Below are 17,654 nucleotides of genomic sequence, written 5' to 3'. Positions count from 1 at the left end.
ATTTGTCAGTCTTAACAAAAATTAACAATAGAAATGGATAATATTGAAGCATTGAGTCCGAAACCGGATGAATTTGTAGAGAATAAGAATTCCAGGCATCCTAAAGGATTATGGGTTCTTTTCGGAACAGAAATGTGGGAGCGTTTCAACTTTTATGGGATGAGAGCACTTTTGACGCTCTTCATGGTAAATTCCTTATTAATAAAAGAAGCTGATGCGGCAATCATCTATGGTGGATTTCTAGCGTTATGTTATTTAACACCTCTTTTGGGAGGATTTATTGCTGATAAATATATCGGAAACAGATTCGCGATCATCATTGGTGGATCGTTGATGGCTATTGGCCAGTTCTTATTATTTATCAGTGCTTCAACTTTTTCAGCAGACATTGGAAGTGCTAAACTGATTATGTGGCTGGCATTATTCGTTATCATTTTCGGTAATGGATTCTTCAAACCGAATATTTCCTCAATGGTAGGGAGTCTTTATCCAAAACAGGAAAAGTCTAAACTGGATTCAGCTTTCACCATTTTCTATATGGGGATCAACATCGGAGCATTCTTAGGTCAGTTTATCTGTCCATACGTAGGAGACGTAAAAGATGCTGCGACCGGAGTGAGAGATATCTTCGCTTTCAAATGGGGATTCTTAGCTGCTTCTATTGCGATGGTAATCGGAACAATAACATTCTTTATCCTTAAAAACAAATATGTAGTTACTCCGGAAGGAAGACCTATCGGAGGATTACCAAAAAACAATACAAGTGCAGATTTCGAGGAGGGAGAAACTCAAACAGCAAAATTCTCAGGTACATTCTTAGGAATTACTGTAGCTATATTTGTTGCTCTATTCTTCGTATTCAGATACTTATTGGTAGGAGAACTTGGATTCAACTCAGTAGAAATGGGACAAATGATTAAAGGAATTATCTACCCATTCATCTATGCCGCAGGTATTTCCCTTGCCTTCCTGATTATGTCTTCTGCAGAAAACAAGGTTGAAAGACAAAGAATCTGGGTAATCTATATCGTTTCATTCTTCATTATCTTTTTCTGGGCAGCTTTTGAACAGGCTGGATCTTCATTAACATTTATTGCAGATAACCAGACGGACAGAAACATTTTCGGATGGAATATGCCACCTTCAATGGTTCAGATTTTCAACGGAATTTTCGTAGTTCTTTTGGCTGTTCCTTTCAGTTTGTGTTGGGATAAACTGAGAGCAAAGGGAAAAGAGCCTGTGTCTCCGTTCAAACAAGCAATGGGATTGGCATTAATTGCTCTTTCTTATTTCATCATTGCACACAATGTAAAAGATCTTGGAAACTCAGGATTATTAGCAATCAAATGGTTAATGCTTTTATACTTCATCCAGACTTGTGGTGAGCTTTGTCTTTCTCCAATCGGTTTATCATTGGTTGGTAAACTGGCTCCAAAAAGATTTGCTTCATTATTATATGGTGTATTCTTCATTTCTAACGCTGCTGGTTATGCATTAGCTGGTTCATTAGGAGCACTTATCCCTGCAACAGGTGATAAGTTTAAAAAAGCTGAAGAGATAGGAGTAAATCTTCAGGATGTATTAGATAAAAAAGTAACTTTAACTGCAGATCAGGTAGCTGCTTTTGATAAAGCTCAGCTTCCATTACACAACCCTACTTTTGTAGGATTTGAAATTCACAATCTATTTGAATTCTTCATGGTATTCGTAGTACTTTGTGGTATTGCATCTGTAATTTTAGGTTTAATTTCACCTATCTTAAAGAAAATGATGCATGGTGTAAACTAGCTGCATTAACAAAATATGAATAAAACCTCTGCTAAGTCAGAGGTTTTTTTTATTTTCGTATGATGGAAATTTCCGAAGATTCTTTATTCCAATCCGTAAAGGAAATCATTAGACAGTCGCGCGAAAAGGTGTTTCGGATAGCGAATTCTACTCTACTGCTTACCTACGGGCAGATTGGAAAACTTATTGTTGAAGACAAACAACAGGGAAAAGAACGTGCAGAATATGGAAAATATACGCTTAAAAAACTTTCACAGAAGCTTACCTTAGAATTTGGAAAGAGGTTTGATGAAAGCAACCTAAGAAATATGAGGTCCTTCTATCATATATTTCCGATATGTGACGCATTGCGTCACGAATTAAGCTGGACCCACTATAGACTCTTGATAAAGCTTGACCACACTGATAAAATAAATTATTACATCAACGAATCTGTTCAAATTAACTGGAATTACAGAGATTAATCAATTTCCATTTTGAATGATAAAAACAATTTATTTGCCAGCAAATACCTGCTGTACCTCCCAAAAGAAGAAGAATTAAAACAAATTATTGACCAGGACAGAATTCGTTTTGAACTGGATCAGAAAGATAAAAACCCTTAATTAGAACTTAATCATATATCATTATGAGCTTAACTTTAGATGAAATACAAGATTTCAAAGGAAAATATCCCAGACAGATCTGGAGCCTTTTTTTCTCTGAAATGTGGGAACGTTTCTGTTTCTACGGAATGCGTGGAATGCTGGTCTTCTTTATGATCTCACAGCTTAATTTCCATGAAAAAGAAGCCAACCTTCAATATGGTGCTACTCAGGCCTTCGTATATGCCTTTACTTTTGTAGGCGGACTTTTTGCCGATAAAATTTTAGGATTCAGAAAATCTCTGTTCTGGGGAGGTCTACTGATGATCGTAGGAAGTTTAATTTTGGCTACAGATCCCCATAAATTCTTTTTCCTCGGAATAGCATTCACCGTAGTAGGGACAGGTTTCTTCAAACCTAATATCTCATCTATGGTGGGACAACTTTATAAGCCTAATGATTCAAGAGCTGATGCAGGCTTTTCGCTTTTTTATGCGGGAATTAATCTTGGAGCATTATTAGGCGGCTATTTATGTATTGCTATTGGTAAAGGAGAATTCCTAAGTAATGTTATTGCAGAAGAAATGAGATGGCATATTGCTTTCGGATTAGCTTCAATAGTAATGGTGGTCAGCTTGATTAACTTTGTATTTACACAAAGAACATTAGGTACTATCGGTTTACAGCCCGGACATCCTTTAGCAGAAACAAAGGCAGCTCCAATTCCAAAATGGAAAGAATACGGAGTATATGTTTTGTCATTGGTTTTTGTACCTATCATTATGACAATGGTTGCTAAAACAGAATATACGGATTATTTTATGTGGACAATCGGGCCATTAACCTTAATCTATTTATTCTATGAAATGTCTAAAGTAACTGCTTCAGAACGTAAAAAGCTTTGGGCAGCACTCGTTTTCATTATATTTTCAATCATATTCTGGGGAATTTACGAACAAAGCGGAGGTTCCTTAAGCATTTTTGCCGCTAAAAACCTTAATAAAGATCTTTTTGGATTAGACCCGAATGGTGTGAATAATTCAGGAGGAGCTTTCTTTATTATTTTCCTTGCTCCATTGATCGGACTTCTTTGGATCTGGCTTAATAAGAGAAAAATTGAACCTAATACTATTATTAAATTCGGATTAGGATTTATTTTCTTAGGATTAGGATATTATGTTCTGTTTGCTACCCGATTATTTGCAGACCTTCAGGGAATTACTTCATTGAACTTCTTTACCCTGGCATTATTAATCATTACCCTTGGAGAATTGTGCCTCTCTCCTATCGGATTGTCTATTATGACGAAGCTTTCTACTAAAAATCTTCAGGGAATGATGATGGGAATGTGGTTTCTTGCTTCCGCTTATGGGCAGTATGTTGCAGGGATTATCGGAGCCAGTCTCGCTACCTCAAAGAAAGGGTCTACCAACTATGATGCTTTGATCACTTATACTGATGGATATAAACAATTGGGATTATACGCGGTAATTGCCGGAGTGGTATTAATTTTGATATCTCCGTACGTGAAAAAATTAATGCAAGATGTAAAATAGAAATAAGTAATTATGCTTATTTTTACCTAAATATCACAATATGAAGAAAATTTTAAGCATAGTTCTCTTACTTTTATTAAATTTTAGTTTTGCCCAGGTAAAGTGGATGACCATTGAGGAAGCCTTAAAAGCTCAAAAGGAAAATCCCAAAAAAATACTTATTGATTTTTATGCAGACTGGTGCGGCCCATGTAAAATCATGGACAAAAAAACTTATGGACATCCTGTGATTGCTCAAAACCTGAACGAGAATTATTATCCTGTAAAGTTTAATGCAGAAGAAAAAAAGAGTATTGATATCTTTGGAAGAACATTTTCAAATCCCAATACTGAACACAGAAAAGGAAAAAATTCACTTCATGAATTTACACAGTATATGAATGTAGGTGCTGTTCCGAGTACTGTATTTCTGGATGAACATGGAGATCCTATTACCATTCTTCAGGGAGAATTATCTGCCAAGGAACTGGAACCCTATTTGGAACTGATCTCAAAAGATTTGTTCAAAAAGATTAAAACCAGAGAACAATGGGAAGATTACCAGAAAAAGTTCAAACCTAAAATCAAAGATTAATTAGAGATCCCGATTTCCGGATTTAATTCTAAAAAATCACCATACGGACTTCCAATTTTTTTGGAAGTCTTTTTAATTTTACCGAAATTCGAACCTTTATTTCTTTTGTCAAAAAATAAGGATCAAAAAATTCAAAACTCCGCATCCTGAAATCTGAAAATGAATCTCGAAACCTCCATAGAATACGTAAAAGGAATAGGTCCGGAAAGAGCTAAACTCATTAAAAGTGTATTGGGCCTAACCACTGTTGAAGATATGCTGAACTTCTACCCAATCCGCTATCTGGATAAAAGTAAAATTTATACAGTTTCTCAGCTTCAGGAAGAAAGCAGCCAGGAAATACAATTAAGGGGAAGAATCACTCATGTTCAGGAAATCCAGACCGGGAAGACTAAAAGATTATCTGCGAAATTCAATGATGAAACGGGCAGTATGGATCTGGTATGGTTCCAGTATTCAAAATGGCTGAAAGAGCAGCTTCCTATTAATAAAGAGGTTTATATTTTCGGGAAAATTAATGTTTTCAACCGTCAGTTTTCTATGCCGCATCCTGAAATAGAAGCTGAGGAAAATAAAGAAGGAGATACAAGACTTAAACCTATTTATCCGAGTTCAGAAAAACTGACTAAAAGAGGATTAAGTCAAAGGTTTTTTCAGAATGCATTGAGAAATATCTGCAAAGAAATTCCGAGTCTTATTGAAGAAAATTTCCCGGAGTACCTGATGAAAACCTTTAAATTCATGTCAAGACAGCACGCTTTCCTGAATGTTCATTTTCCAAAGGATAAAGAGCATTTTGATAAGGCTGATTACAGATTAAAATTTGAAGAATCATTCTTTTTTCAATTAGGATATGGTTTGAAAAAACTTCACCATAAAACACAGGCTTATGGTAATCCTTTCCCAATTATTGGAGATCATTTTAATGATTTCTATGAAAACCACCTTCCCTTTGAGCTTACCAATGCACAGAAAAGAGTATTAAAGGAAATACGGATTGATATGAAAAGGCCAATTCAGATGAACAGGCTTTTACAGGGAGATGTAGGATCAGGGAAAACAATGGTGGCCTTGTTAACCATGCTTATTGCTATGGACAACGGTTTTCAGAGCTGTTTGATGGCTCCCACGGAAATTCTTGCCCAACAGCATTATAATGGTATTAAAGAACTGTTAGAAAAGACAGGAATCAATATCCGCATTCTGACCGGATCAAGCAAAGCAGCAGAAAGGAGAATTATCCATGAAGAACTGGAAAATGGTACCCTTTCAATCCTAGTAGGAACCCATGCTGTTTTGGAAGATAAGGTTAAATTTAAAAATCTAGGACTCGCAATTATTGATGAGCAGCATAGATTCGGAGTTGCCCAGCGGGCTAAGCTTTGGGCCAAAAATAAAATTCCGCCCCATATTCTGGTGATGACCGCTACTCCTATTCCAAGGACGCTTGCGATGAGCTTTTATTCTGATCTGGATGTTTCCGTGATTGATGAAATGCCTGTGGGAAGAAAACCCATCATTACTGCTCACAGACGTGAAAAAGACAGACTTTATGTCTATAATTTCTGTAAAGATGAAATTAAGAAAGGCAGACAGGTCTATTTTGTATATCCGCTTATTGAGGAATCTGAAACCTTAGATTACAAAAATCTGGTGGAAGGTTTGGAACATGTCATGGATTATTTCTCAGAGTACAATGTGACCATGCTTCACGGGAAAATGAAGCCGGATGAAAAGGATGCCGCAATGGCTTATTTTGCTTCGGGAAAAGCTGAAATTATGGTGGCAACTACCGTAATTGAAGTCGGGGTAAATGTCCCTAATGCTTCCGTAATGGTTATTGAAAGTTCAGAAAGGTTTGGCCTTTCACAACTCCATCAGCTGAGAGGACGTGTAGGAAGAGGTGCTGAACAGAGTTACTGTATCCTGATGACATCGGATAAATTGTCGAAAGAAAGCAGAACGCGTATTAAGACAATGACTGAAACCAATGACGGCTTTAAAATTTCTGAAGTGGATATGCAGCTTCGGGGTCCTGGAGATATTCTGGGTACCCAGCAAAGTGGTGTGGTAGATTTTAAGAGATTAGACCTGATCAATGATTCGGCGATCATCAAAACAACAAAAAATACGGTAGAAAAAATTCTGGAAGCTGATCCAATGCTGTCCAGGCCTGATAATCTGATCATTAAAAACTATTATATCAGATATTATAAAGGAAAAAACAAATGGAGTAAAATTTCATAAAAAAACCGCAGAAAAATACTTCCTGCGGCCCCCTTATAAAACTGTTATTTAGAAGAAATTACTTTTTGGATATCCAAAAAATTCATTTTAATAGTTAAGGCTTAATATTTTGTGATGTGGTGTGAAAATATCTATATAACAATATTATTTGATAAGCTAAAACCTTAACTATTAAAACAAATTATGAAAAACAAAATGAATTATTTTTTTCCAACTTGCTTATTATAAAAACTAACTGAGTTTCGGTGGAGATGAGGGAATGAAACGAATAAAAATATCTCCAACTACTTTTGAGTTTTCATGATTGTACCGTTTTGTTTAAAGATCTTCTGTGCTTTAAAATTGGAAAAACTAGTATAATTCATTTTGTTAACTAACATCGTGATTTATATAATTTTTGTTTTTAGAAACAATTACTTCTCATTCATCTGTATCTTCTACTTTATAATGAAATTTGTGTCTCAGATTACTTTTACAAATGTCAGTATATTAATTCAGATCCTTTTTATATTATTTTAAGTATTAGTTATAAAATTTTCACTTATTTGTGAATAGTATGCATTAAATATGATTAATATTTTCTTAATATAAAATTAATAAAACATTTATTCATCACACTTTCAGAATAAAATGATCTTTATTCAATCCTGAAGTATGATACTGCCAATTGATTGTAATAATTTCTGTAAGCACCTTTTTCAGAGCCTCAAAAGACTCAGGTTTTTTCATGAAAATATTAGCTCCTTTTACAAAAATATCTTCAATTTCATTTTCCGGAATCGGTTCCGAAAAAATGGCGGTAACCATGTTATTGAATTTTGAATTGGCTTCAATTTCTTCCAGGCATTCCATACTGTCTTTTCCAGGGATAATGTATTTTATGAAAACAATTTCCGGAACTACGGCATCATTATTATTCAGATACAGCATCATATCTTTACCGTTAGAGAAGCATTGAACTTTTATAGAGATTTTCAGCTCTTTCAAAATATTTTTAAAGAAAATCAAGGTGTTTTCATCGTTATCTGCTACTATTACGTTCAGAAATTCTTTATTCATACTGCATTTTAGGGTTTATTACCGTGCTTTGAGCTCTTCTTCTCTTTCCAATAATCTTTTGAAACTGGGAGGGCGTGATTCCCGTTGTATTTTTAAACTGGGTACTCAGATGTGCCACACTGGAGTAGTTCAGCTTATGGGCTATTTCTGTAAGGCTTTGTTTGTTTCTTATGATCAGGGCTTTTGCGTGCTCTATCTTTTGCAGAATAATAAAGTTCTCAATAGAGGTATAAGCAACTTCAGAAAATAGGTTGGAAAGATATCCATAGCTGTGATTCAGTTTCTCAGAAATATAGATGGATGCTTTTACCGGTATGATCTCATCAGAAAAGACCAGTTCTACGATAGCATCTTTTATTTTCTGCACCAGTGCAGTCTTCTGGCTTTCTATGATTTCTATGCCATAATCTTCAAGATTTTGCTTAAAAAGACTGTGCTGTTCTTTTGTGAGGGGCTCATAAAATTCCACTTCACCGAAGTTCAGCAACCTGTACTTCAGCCCGTGTTCTTTGAGCTTTTCGTCCAATACCTTTTTGCAAAGGGCATTGAAATCAAATTTAACATACATTTTCATCCTAGTATATATAAGCCTGTTTTATTTAGTAAATATAACAATTTATTTCATTTAAAAGTGAAATAGGTGTAAATTTTTTATTTTTGCTATATAGACGCAAAAACTCCTGTATTTAAGAATACAGGAATTTAAACACTAAGGATGAAAAAAATATACTGATAAAAAGCTGTGTCAGCTCAAAACCAAGCATATGAATGTATTGTTATAAGTGATTTGGTTCTGAAGCAAAGATCATTCAAAAAAAGAAGTCACTTGTTATAGAATTACAGGATAAAGTTACAAAATTTTAAGTCAATCATGAGTGAATTAGAAATTCCATCATATAATCATCCATCACAAACCCGTTCCCGATATCGAAAACTCCCTCTCCATAAACCCTGTATCCTTGGGACTCATAGAAGCTTCGGGCAGAATTATTTTTGTTCACATTCAAAATAATTCTTTCATTTCCATTCTCAGAAACTTTCTCATGCAGAAACTGAAGTGCTTTTTTGCCGAATCCTTTTCCTTTACTCTCCGGAACCAGATAAATACGGTGCAGCTTAGTTGTTTTTTCTTCATAATGATTTTCATATCCGATAAAACCTTCGTAAGAATCATTATTCTCATCCTGAATAAGATAGTAATGGTAATGAGAATTCTGAAGGTGATTCAGAATTTCTGTTTCAGAATACATTTCGGAAAGCATAAATTCCATCTGTTCTGTCGAAAGAATGTCTGCATAGGCATTTTCCCATGATCTCCGTGCCAGATCCTGAATTAAAGGAATATCTGCAGCTGTTGCCTGTCTTAATTTCATGATTTTATTATATTATTATGATTAAAAAAAGTGAAAAGCCTAAACTTTCCACCCTTTATATTTTTCAAAATGAACTGCTGAATTTTAAAGTAATATAAAATTCAATTCATTATTAAATGTTTGCCATTTCAGCTTTAATTTTGGCATGAAGACCTTCTGAAGCAGCAACCAAAGGAAGTCTTAAGAAGTTTTTAATAATCCCTTTTTCAGCAAGTATTACTTTAATACCGCAAGGGTTTCCTTCTGCAAAAATCAAACGCGTAATATCAACCAGCTTATTGTGAATTGCGTAAGCTTCTTTCACTTTTCCTTCAAAAGCCAGCTGTACCATGGTAGAGAATTCTTTAGGATATGCTTGTCCTATTACTGAAATCACACCATCTCCTCCTGCCAGTGTTACCGGTAATGTATATTCGTCATCCCCGGAAACCAATGAAAAGCCTTCAGGTTTCTTTCTAAGAATATCAAAATACTGTAAAATATTAGGTGAAGCCTCCTTAATCAGGAATAAATTAGGGAATTCTTTGGCAAGACGAAGCGTAGTATCTGCTTCTACGTTTTGCCCGGTTCTTGAAGGAACATTATAAATAATAATATTTTTTCCTGTGGAAGCTAACATTTTATAGTGCTGGTAAAGACCTTCCTGGTTCGGTTTATTGTAATAAGGAGATACTGAAAGTACTGCTTCAAATGCAGAAAGATCTGCTTCTTCAATCTGTTTCTTGACGTCAAGAGTATCGTTGCCGCCAATCCCTAAAACTAGAGGAAGACGTTTATTATTCACCTTAATGATGTGCTCAATTACCTGTTTCTTCTCTTCTGCAGAAAGCGTTGCGGCTTCTGCCGTAGTACCCAATACTACCAAATAATTGGTTCCGTTTTCGATATTGTACTCCACTAGTTTTGTTAAACTGTCGAAGTCAACGGATAAATCTTCATTAAAGGGCGTTACCAATGCAACACCTACTCCTTTTAAAATGCTCATCTGTTAGAATTATTTTTGTCAAATTTAATAATTTACAGTAAGAATTTGTAATAAATAATAATGTTTTATTATACATATAGTTATATTTGCATATACTAAAAGATATTATGAAAAATAAATTCTTGTTAATAGGAATTGCCCTGGCGACCTTTACAGCATGCAAAACAGCTTCTACGCTGCAACTTGCGGATGTAAAGACCCAGAAAAATATTTCTATTAATAATGAGCTGAAAAATGATGAGGAGCTTGCAAAATTTATTGAACCTTATAAGCAAAAACTGGATAAAGAAATGAACCAGAAGATCTCTCATACCAATGTAGATCTTACCAAGCAGGGCGATAACAGCAATCTGGGTAATCTTTTAGCTGACTATACGTTTGAAGGAGGTAATGAATGGATAAAAACTCATCTTAAGCAAAATGTAGATGCAGCCTTGATCAATATCGGGGGAATCCGTACCACTATCGGAAAGGGAGATATCTTACTCAAAAATGTATTTGAAGTAATGCCTTTTGAAAATGAGGTGGTAATTGTGAAAATGAAAGGAGCAGATTTACAGGGGCTTTTTGAGTATTATGCAAAAACGCAGGTCAACAATCCTGTTTCTCACTTGTATATTGAGACCAATAACGGGCAGGTAATCAAATCTTTAATCAACGGAAAAACAGTAGATCCTGCTAAAGATTATTATATTGCCACTTCAGACTATCTTGCACTGGGAGGAGACAATATGAAATTCTTTGCAAAAGGAGAATCTATCTCAACAGGAATTAAAATGAGAGATCTGTTTATTGATTATTTTAAGAAAACTCCTGAAGTTGTAGTAAATTCAGATGTTCGTTTAAATTTTATCGGGAAGAAGTAATGGATAGAAAAAGTTTTTTAAAAGCAATAGGAGGCGGATCTTTGGCAATGGCTTTAGCTCCCAATATGATGATGGCGGAAGAGTTGAAAATTCTTGATTTAAAATCCGCAAATAAACTGACTATCCTTCATACCAATGACCAGCATAGCAGAATTGAACCTTTCGATGCAAGCTATACAAAGAATCCTAATCAGGGAGGTTTTGCAAGAAGGGCGAGCTTAATTCAGCAGATCAGAAATCAGGAAAGCAATGTACTGCTTCTTGATTCAGGAGATATTTTCCAGGGAACTCCTTATTTCAATTTCTTCGGAGGAGAACTGGAGTTTAAATTAATGTCCATGATGAAATATGATGCCTCTACCATGGGGAATCATGATTTTGATAATGGTCTTGATGGATTTTTAAAAGTACTTCCCAATGCGAAGTTTCCTTTTATCTGTTCCAATTATGATTTTAAAAATACAATTCTTGACGGGAAGATTTCCCCTTATAAGATTTTCAACAAAAATGGAATCAAAGTAGGAATTTTCGGGGTGGGAATTCAGCTGGACGGCCTTGTAGGTAAAAAACAGTATGGGGAAACCGTTTATTCCGATCCGGTGGATGTAGCACAGCATTATTCCAATTTTCTTAAAAAAGATCAGAAATGTGATCTTGTGATTTGTCTTTCACACATCGGTTATGATTATAAAGATGAACCGAATAAAATAAGTGATAAAATTTTAGCGGCCAGCACAGAAAATATTGATATTATTCTGGGAGGCCATACGCATACATTTTTACCGGAACCTCAATCTTATACCAACAGACAGGGCAAAAATGTCCTTGTCAATCAGGTAGGATGGGCAGGTCTTCTTTTGGGTAGAATAGATTTTTATTTTGATACAAACAAAAACGTACAGCATATTTCCTGGAACAATCAGGCAATAGACAGCAGCATAGCATAACCGCATAATATGAAAAAACTCTCTATAATTTCTCTTGGTATTTTAGCATCCCTGCAGTTTACAAAAGCGCAGGTCATTTCTTCAAAAAAATGGGCAGATTTATTTTCCTACAACAAAGTCTTAGCTATGAAAGAAGACAATGGGAAAATCATTGCAGCTACAGAAAACGGAATATTCTATTATACAATATCAACAGGAGAAATTACGAAGTTGTCCAAAGCTAATGGTCTGCATAATATTGGTATAACAGCCTTCGATTACAACCCACAGACTAAAACAGGGCTTATTGGGTATGAAAACGGCTCCATGGACGTTATCACTCCGCAGGAAATCAAATATATTGTTGATATTCCTATTGCTGCCGGCTATAACGGAAATAAAAAAATCAATCATATTTCTATAACCGGAAACCAGGCTGTCATTTCTGTTGGGTATGGAGTTTCTATATTTAACCTTCAGAATAAAGAATTTGGTGATTCTGCATTTTTTCTTACTGGTGGTGTTTATCAGGCAAGTAATGAAGCCACCATATTCGGGAATAAAGTATATTCTGTAACAGATACCGGATTGAAAAGCCATCAAATGAATACTACCTTCCCGGTATATTCTACATGGACTACGGAAGCTCCAGGCGCATTCAAACATATAGACTCAGAATCTGAGCTGGTATATTCATCCGCAACAGCGGCTTATTTTTATAACAACGGTACTCCTACACAACTTCCTACAAGTTTCGAAAATATCCGTGACCTCGTTATCACATCAAATAATATTATTGTTACTGACAACCGGGTATATACCTACGGAATCAATGGAGTATCACAAAATGCGGTAAGCCTTGGAGAGGAATGCAACACTGCCATAACAGCTGGTGGAAAAATCTTTGGAGGAACTGTATTATCAGGGATCAAGGATGAAAGTAACAATACTTTTAAACCATCAGGTCCTTACTTCAATTTTGCCTATAATATTAATCTTTTTGATAATAATCAGCTTCTGGTTTCTTCTGGTGCCAGAGCAAATAACTATAACCATCCGTTTATTCAGCCGCAAGAACCTGGATTTTACTATTTCAACGGGACAGATTGGATTTATCCTTCATTCTTTAATAAAAGTAATCCCAACCGCCCAATCTTCATCAATGTGTTGGATGCTATCATAAGTCCTTATAACAGTAATGAAGTTCTCTTTACCAATTATACAATGCTGGATAACGGGGTGTATAAAATGAAATACAATGCAACAAGCAAAGATTTTGAACTGGTAAAATATTATAATCTGGGGGCACAGCCATACCTCAGACGTCCTGTAGGTTTTGCAACAGATACTCAGAACAACCTTTTTGTTTCTTTTGGATTTAATGACGGAAACCCTTCCATAGGAATCTATGATAAAGCCTCTGATGACTTTCTTATAAAGAAAATAGTTCTTGCCAGTGATGGTATCCAAAAGACTGTTTATCATGAAAATATGTTATGGACTCCACTGCCGAGATCTAATAACTTTTGGGTATATGACTATAAAAATGCAACCAACCTTTCTGATGATTCAGATTATATTCTGGGTTCTGCTAATGGATTTAACAGTTCAGGAGGAATCTTATCTGTAGCATTTGATAAGTCCGGAGATGCATGGATCGGTACAGATGGAGGTTTAAGGATTATGTCTAACGCTACGTCTGAAATAAAAACCCCACAGCCTGAGGTAGAACCTATAGTCATAGAACAAAACGGACTGGGTGAAGAGCTTTTCAGAGAATCAGCTATTCTCCAGATTGCAGTAGATGAAGGAAATTACAAGTGGGTTTCCATTGATGGCGGTGGTGTATATTACCTTTCTGCTGATGGTCAGAAAACAATAAAACATTTTACTAAAGAAAATTCACCTCTTCCTACTAATAGTGTTACAGATATAAAAGTTGATAAGAAAACCGGAAAAGTATATTTCGTAACGTATAATGGTATTGTAACATATCAGGGTGATGTTGCAGATGTAACGTCTAATTTCGGGGATGTTGTAGTATATCCTAACCCTGTTGTGTATTCTAATTTTAAAGGAAAAGTTACGCTTAAAGGCCTTGCAGAAAAAACCAATATAAGAATTGTAGATGCCGCGGGAAATGTAGTACACTCTGCAATAGCAAGAGGAGGTTATTATGAATGGGATCTTAATAATCAGAAAGGGGTAAGAGTAGCATCAGGAATGTATTTTGTTCTGATGACCAATGAGGATGGATCTGATAAAGCTACAGCCAAAATAGGAGTAGTCAATTAATTAATGAATTTACAAAACGGTTTTTTACTTTCGTTTATAAAATATGGGGAAAACGATGCTGTATTGCATTGTTTTACTGAGGAAGAGGGTTTTCAAAGCTATTTTCTAAAAGGAATTTATTCTAAAAAGAACAAAAAGAAAGCCCTGCTGCAGCCACTGAGCCAGCTGAATTTTTCAATACTTCCGCTGCGTGGTAATGGTATACCAACTGTCTCAAAATTTGAACTGGTAAAAAATAATGACATCTATACGGATATAAAAGTCAATACCGTTATTTTCTTTATTTCAGATTTCCTGAGCCACATCCTTAGATATGAGGATAAAAATATTCCTATCTATACCGGTATTGATCATTTTATCAATGAGCTGACGAACAGAAATTATCAGGCACACCTGCTTTTTTTACTGGCTGTTTTAAAAATTCAAGGGGTTGCACCATTGTTGGGTGACGGTAAATTTTTAGATCCGGAAACCGGAACTTTTTCCCTTGTAATCTGCCATCAGCAATTCAACGAAGAAATTTCTGCATTGTGGAAAGAAGCACTATGTGCCGAAAATCTTTATGCTACCAAAATCCATTCTTCATTAAGAAAAGATTTCCTGGACAGCCTTCTGGTGTACTATCACTATCATATCACAGACTTCAAGACACCTGCTTCATTGGAAATTATCCAGCAGATATTTGAATAGGACGAATCCTGATTGCTAGAATTCTTTTATGGTTCTTTTGTCTTTTCAATATCTTCAGGCATTTCAGTTTCAGATTCTGCAATTTCTTTTTTGGAAAATCTTGGCTGCAGGATTTTTGCAATAAGTCCCGTCCAGCCCGTTTGGTGGGAAGCTCCTACTCCACGGCCGTTATCCCCATGAAAATATTCGTAAAACAGAATATAATCTTTAAAATCCGGATCGGTCTGAAATCTTTCATACTGCCCATGAACCGGTCTTTTTCCATTTTCATCTTTTAAGAAAATCTTTGCAAGCCTTTTGTTTAAAGCATCTGCTATCTGATCCAGATTTGAATAGCTTCCACTTCCTGTAGGATATTCCACTAAAAAATCGGGACTGTAGTAGAAGAAAAAGCGCTGAAGACTATCGATTATCAAAAAATTAATAGGAAACCACACCGGGCCGCGCCAGTTGCTGTTCCCCCCGAACAGTCCACTATCACTTTCTGCCGGAGTATATTTCACCCTATAATCCGTTTCATTCAGGGTTAAAGTATAAGGATTGTTTTCATATTCTTTTGATAGTGCTCTTACGCCATAATCACTTAAAAACTCCTCCGGATTCAGCATTCTGTTTAACAATCTTTTCAAACGGTGTCCCCGAAGTAAAGACAAAAGGTGCTTGGAATCCTGACCTTTGACTTCCCATCTTGAAACCAGAGAAGCCAGTTCCGGTTTATTATCCAGTACCCATTTCATTCTTTTCTTAAAATTGGGCAGGTTTTCAATCATTTCATCATCTATAACCTCAACGGCAAACATCGGGATCAGCCCTACGATGGTCCTTAATCTTAAATACATATGTGTTCCGTCATTAGAAGCTATGGCATCATAGAAAAACTCGTCTTGTTCATCCCACAAACTGAATTCTTCATCCCCCATATTATCCAGTGAATTGGCAATGGACAGAAAATGTTCAAAAAACTTCATCGCCATCTCTTCATACACATTATTGTAAAGAGCAAGTTCCAGGGCAATCCGCATCATATTCAGGGCAAACATAGCCATCCAGCTTGTCCCGTCCGACTGTTCCAGCTGTTCTCCGTTGGGTAAAACAGCATTCCGGTCAAAAACTCCAATATTATCAAGACCTAAGAAACCTCCTTCAAATATGTTGTTGCCATTGGTATCTTTTTTATTCACCCACCAGGTAAAGTTCATCAATAATTTCTGGAAAGCACTTTCCAGGAACTCCAGGTCGGGTTTATCCTTTAAATATTCATCAATTTTAAATACTCTGAAAACCGCCCAGGCATGTACCGGAGGATTCACATCACTAAGATTCCATTCGTAGGCGGGAAGCTGTCCATTGGGATGCATATACCATTCAAACAGGAAAAGCTTCAATTGATGTTTAGCAAAATCCGGATCAATCAGGGAGAAACTGATGGTGTGAAATGCCAGATCCCAGGTGGCATACCATGGATATTCCCATTTATCCGGCATGGAAATAATGTGTTCGTTATTAAGATGTTTCCATTCGTAATTTCTTATTTTTTCCCGCGACTTTGGAGGAGGCATTTCAGCCGGATCACCTTTCAGCCATTTTTCAACATTGTAATGGTAAAACATTTTATTCCACAACATTCCTGCAAAAGCCTGTCTTTGTACCAGTTTTTCATCTTCCGAAGCGATTCCTTTCTGGATTTCGGCATAAAATTCATCGGCTTCTGTCTGTCTTTGATTAAAAAGAGTGTCAAAATCACCGAACGGCTCTCGTAAATCTTTATCTGATATTCTGAATTCAAATGTTCTGGATTCCCCGGCTTTAAAATCTTCATCAATAAAAAAAGAGGCTTTTGTTCCTACATTTTTGGGATTTACGGACTTAGAGTTACCCGTCATTACAAAATTATTGATCCCGTCTTTGCAGAACTTTGATCCATTTTTCGACTGGTAGAGCCTTTCATTATTGGTTTCATTGTTACAAAACAGGGTTTTTAAAGATTGTTTTGCATATACATTTTTAATATCAACATCCTGGTGATCCACTTTAATACGGTCTGCATCTTCAGCATGTAATTTTGGTTGATAGTCGTCATATCCCCAATTCCAGGTATTCCTGAACCAAACCGTAGGCAATATCACAAGAGAAGCCTCTTTTTCAGATTTATTGATAATGGTGAGTCTGACCAGAATATCATTCTGACTTTCTTTTGCATATTCAATAAAGATGTCGAAGTATTCATTATTATCAAAAATTCCGGTATCAATCAGTTCATATTCCGTTTCATCCTTACTTCTCGAAGCATTTGTTTTTACAAGATCTTCATAGGGAAAAGTATTTTGCGGATACTTATACAGCATTTTCATGTAAGAATGCGTAGGTGTAGAATCCAGGTAGTAAAAATATTCCTTCACGTCTTCACCGTGATTTCCCTGTCCGTTGGTCAACCCAAAGAACCGTTCTTTCACCATTTTATCCTTTTTATTCCAGAATCCGACAGAGAATACCAGTTTCTGAAGGTCATCACAGATTCCGCATATGCCTTCCTCACCCCAACGGTATGTTTTGGCTTCCGCAGTATCATGACTGGTATAATTCCAGGCATCACCGTTTTCACTGTAATCTTCACGAACGAGTCCCCACTCCCGGTTACTTACATACGGCCCCCATTTTTTCCATGAAATATCTGAAATTCTCTGTTTTTCTGACATAAGCGATAATTATGA

General features: G+C 35.9%; 15 protein-coding genes. 10 read left to right on the top strand and 5 right to left on the bottom strand.

What is annotated here, in order from left to right; genetic code table 11:
* The first annotated feature begins 33 nt into the window (after nt 1-33).
* The 6 genes from DYR29_RS19540 (at nt 34) to recG (ending at nt 6,749) form a co-directional block, all read left to right on the top strand.
* The gene (locus tag DYR29_RS19540; RefSeq protein ID WP_213278162.1) at nt 34-1,788 is read left to right on the top strand and encodes a peptide MFS transporter; all 1,755 of its coding nucleotides are present in this window, start codon (nt 34-36) and stop codon (nt 1,786-1,788) included.
* A 59-nt stretch (nt 1,789-1,847) separates the two neighbouring features.
* Nucleotides 1,848-2,252, top strand: a complete 405-nt coding sequence (locus DYR29_RS19535) for a DUF1016 N-terminal domain-containing protein (protein ID WP_249413541.1) — start codon at nt 1,848-1,850, stop codon at nt 2,250-2,252.
* A gap of 12 nt (nt 2,253-2,264) precedes the next feature.
* Complete coding sequence (locus DYR29_RS22945; protein ID WP_262904091.1) at nt 2,265-2,393, top strand: hypothetical protein; 129 nt, start codon at nt 2,265-2,267, stop codon at nt 2,391-2,393.
* 23 nt (nt 2,394-2,416) lie between these two features.
* On the top strand, nt 2,417-3,928 hold the full coding sequence (locus DYR29_RS19530) for a peptide MFS transporter (RefSeq protein ID WP_213278161.1): 1,512 nt from the start codon (nt 2,417-2,419) through the stop codon (nt 3,926-3,928).
* 40 nt (nt 3,929-3,968) lie between these two features.
* Complete coding sequence (locus DYR29_RS19525; RefSeq protein WP_213278160.1) at nt 3,969-4,502, top strand: thioredoxin family protein; 534 nt, start codon at nt 3,969-3,971, stop codon at nt 4,500-4,502.
* A 159-nt stretch (nt 4,503-4,661) separates the two neighbouring features.
* On the top strand, nt 4,662-6,749 hold the full coding sequence (gene recG, locus DYR29_RS19520; RefSeq protein ID WP_213278159.1) for an ATP-dependent DNA helicase RecG: 2,088 nt from the start codon (nt 4,662-4,664) through the stop codon (nt 6,747-6,749).
* A gap of 612 nt (nt 6,750-7,361) precedes the next feature.
* On the opposite strand, the gene DYR29_RS19515 is transcribed toward recG, so the two are convergent.
* From DYR29_RS19515 to dapA, 4 genes are all read right to left on the bottom strand, one after another.
* Nucleotides 7,362-7,808 carry a response regulator gene (locus tag DYR29_RS19515; RefSeq protein WP_213278158.1) on the bottom strand — a complete coding sequence of 149 codons (447 nt, stop codon included), beginning with the start codon at nt 7,806-7,808 and terminating at the stop codon, nt 7,362-7,364.
* Complete coding sequence (locus DYR29_RS19510) at nt 7,801-8,382, bottom strand: helix-turn-helix domain-containing protein (RefSeq protein ID WP_047424159.1); 582 nt, start codon at nt 8,380-8,382, stop codon at nt 7,801-7,803. Before DYR29_RS19510 ends, DYR29_RS19515 begins: the two co-directional genes overlap by 8 nt.
* Nucleotides 8,383-8,677: 295 nt before the next feature.
* Complete coding sequence (locus DYR29_RS19505) at nt 8,678-9,181, bottom strand: GNAT family N-acetyltransferase (RefSeq protein WP_213278157.1); 504 nt, start codon at nt 9,179-9,181, stop codon at nt 8,678-8,680.
* A 112-nt stretch (nt 9,182-9,293) separates the two neighbouring features.
* Nucleotides 9,294-10,166, bottom strand: coding sequence for a 4-hydroxy-tetrahydrodipicolinate synthase (gene dapA / locus DYR29_RS19500; RefSeq protein WP_213278156.1), 873 nt, complete (start codon nt 10,164-10,166; stop codon nt 9,294-9,296).
* 107 nt (nt 10,167-10,273) lie between these two features.
* Here dapA and DYR29_RS19495 point away from each other — a divergent pair, with 107 nt between their 5' ends.
* From DYR29_RS19495 to recO, 4 genes are read left to right on the top strand one after another with little or no spacing between them, the layout of a single operon-like run.
* Nucleotides 10,274-11,032, top strand: coding sequence for a 5'-nucleotidase C-terminal domain-containing protein (locus DYR29_RS19495; RefSeq protein WP_213278155.1), 759 nt, complete (start codon nt 10,274-10,276; stop codon nt 11,030-11,032).
* Nucleotides 11,032-11,979 (top strand): bifunctional metallophosphatase/5'-nucleotidase, encoded by a 948-nt coding sequence (locus tag DYR29_RS19490; protein WP_213278154.1) that lies wholly within the window; start codon nt 11,032-11,034, stop codon nt 11,977-11,979. The genes DYR29_RS19495 and DYR29_RS19490 overlap by 1 nt, the downstream gene beginning before the upstream one ends.
* 9 nt (nt 11,980-11,988) lie before the next feature.
* Nucleotides 11,989-14,253: a T9SS type A sorting domain-containing protein gene (locus DYR29_RS19485; protein WP_213278153.1), complete on the top strand. Its 2,265-nt coding sequence runs from the start codon at nt 11,989-11,991 to the stop codon at nt 14,251-14,253.
* Nucleotides 14,254-14,256: 3 nt separating this feature from the next.
* Nucleotides 14,257-14,943: a DNA repair protein RecO gene (recO, locus tag DYR29_RS19480; protein ID WP_213278152.1), complete on the top strand. Its 687-nt coding sequence runs from the start codon at nt 14,257-14,259 to the stop codon at nt 14,941-14,943.
* A gap of 26 nt (nt 14,944-14,969) precedes the next feature.
* Here the strand turns inward: recO and DYR29_RS19475 are convergent, their stop codons facing one another.
* Nucleotides 14,970-17,639 (bottom strand): MGH1-like glycoside hydrolase domain-containing protein, encoded by a 2,670-nt coding sequence (locus DYR29_RS19475; RefSeq protein ID WP_213278151.1) that lies wholly within the window; start codon nt 17,637-17,639, stop codon nt 14,970-14,972.
* Nucleotides 17,640-17,654: the final 15 nt, after the last annotated feature.

Source organism: Chryseobacterium indologenes, from assembly GCF_018362995.1.
GTDB lineage: Bacteria > Bacteroidota > Bacteroidia > Flavobacteriales > Weeksellaceae > Chryseobacterium > Chryseobacterium indologenes_G.
This window is presented reverse-complemented; position numbering and strand designations above follow the sequence as displayed.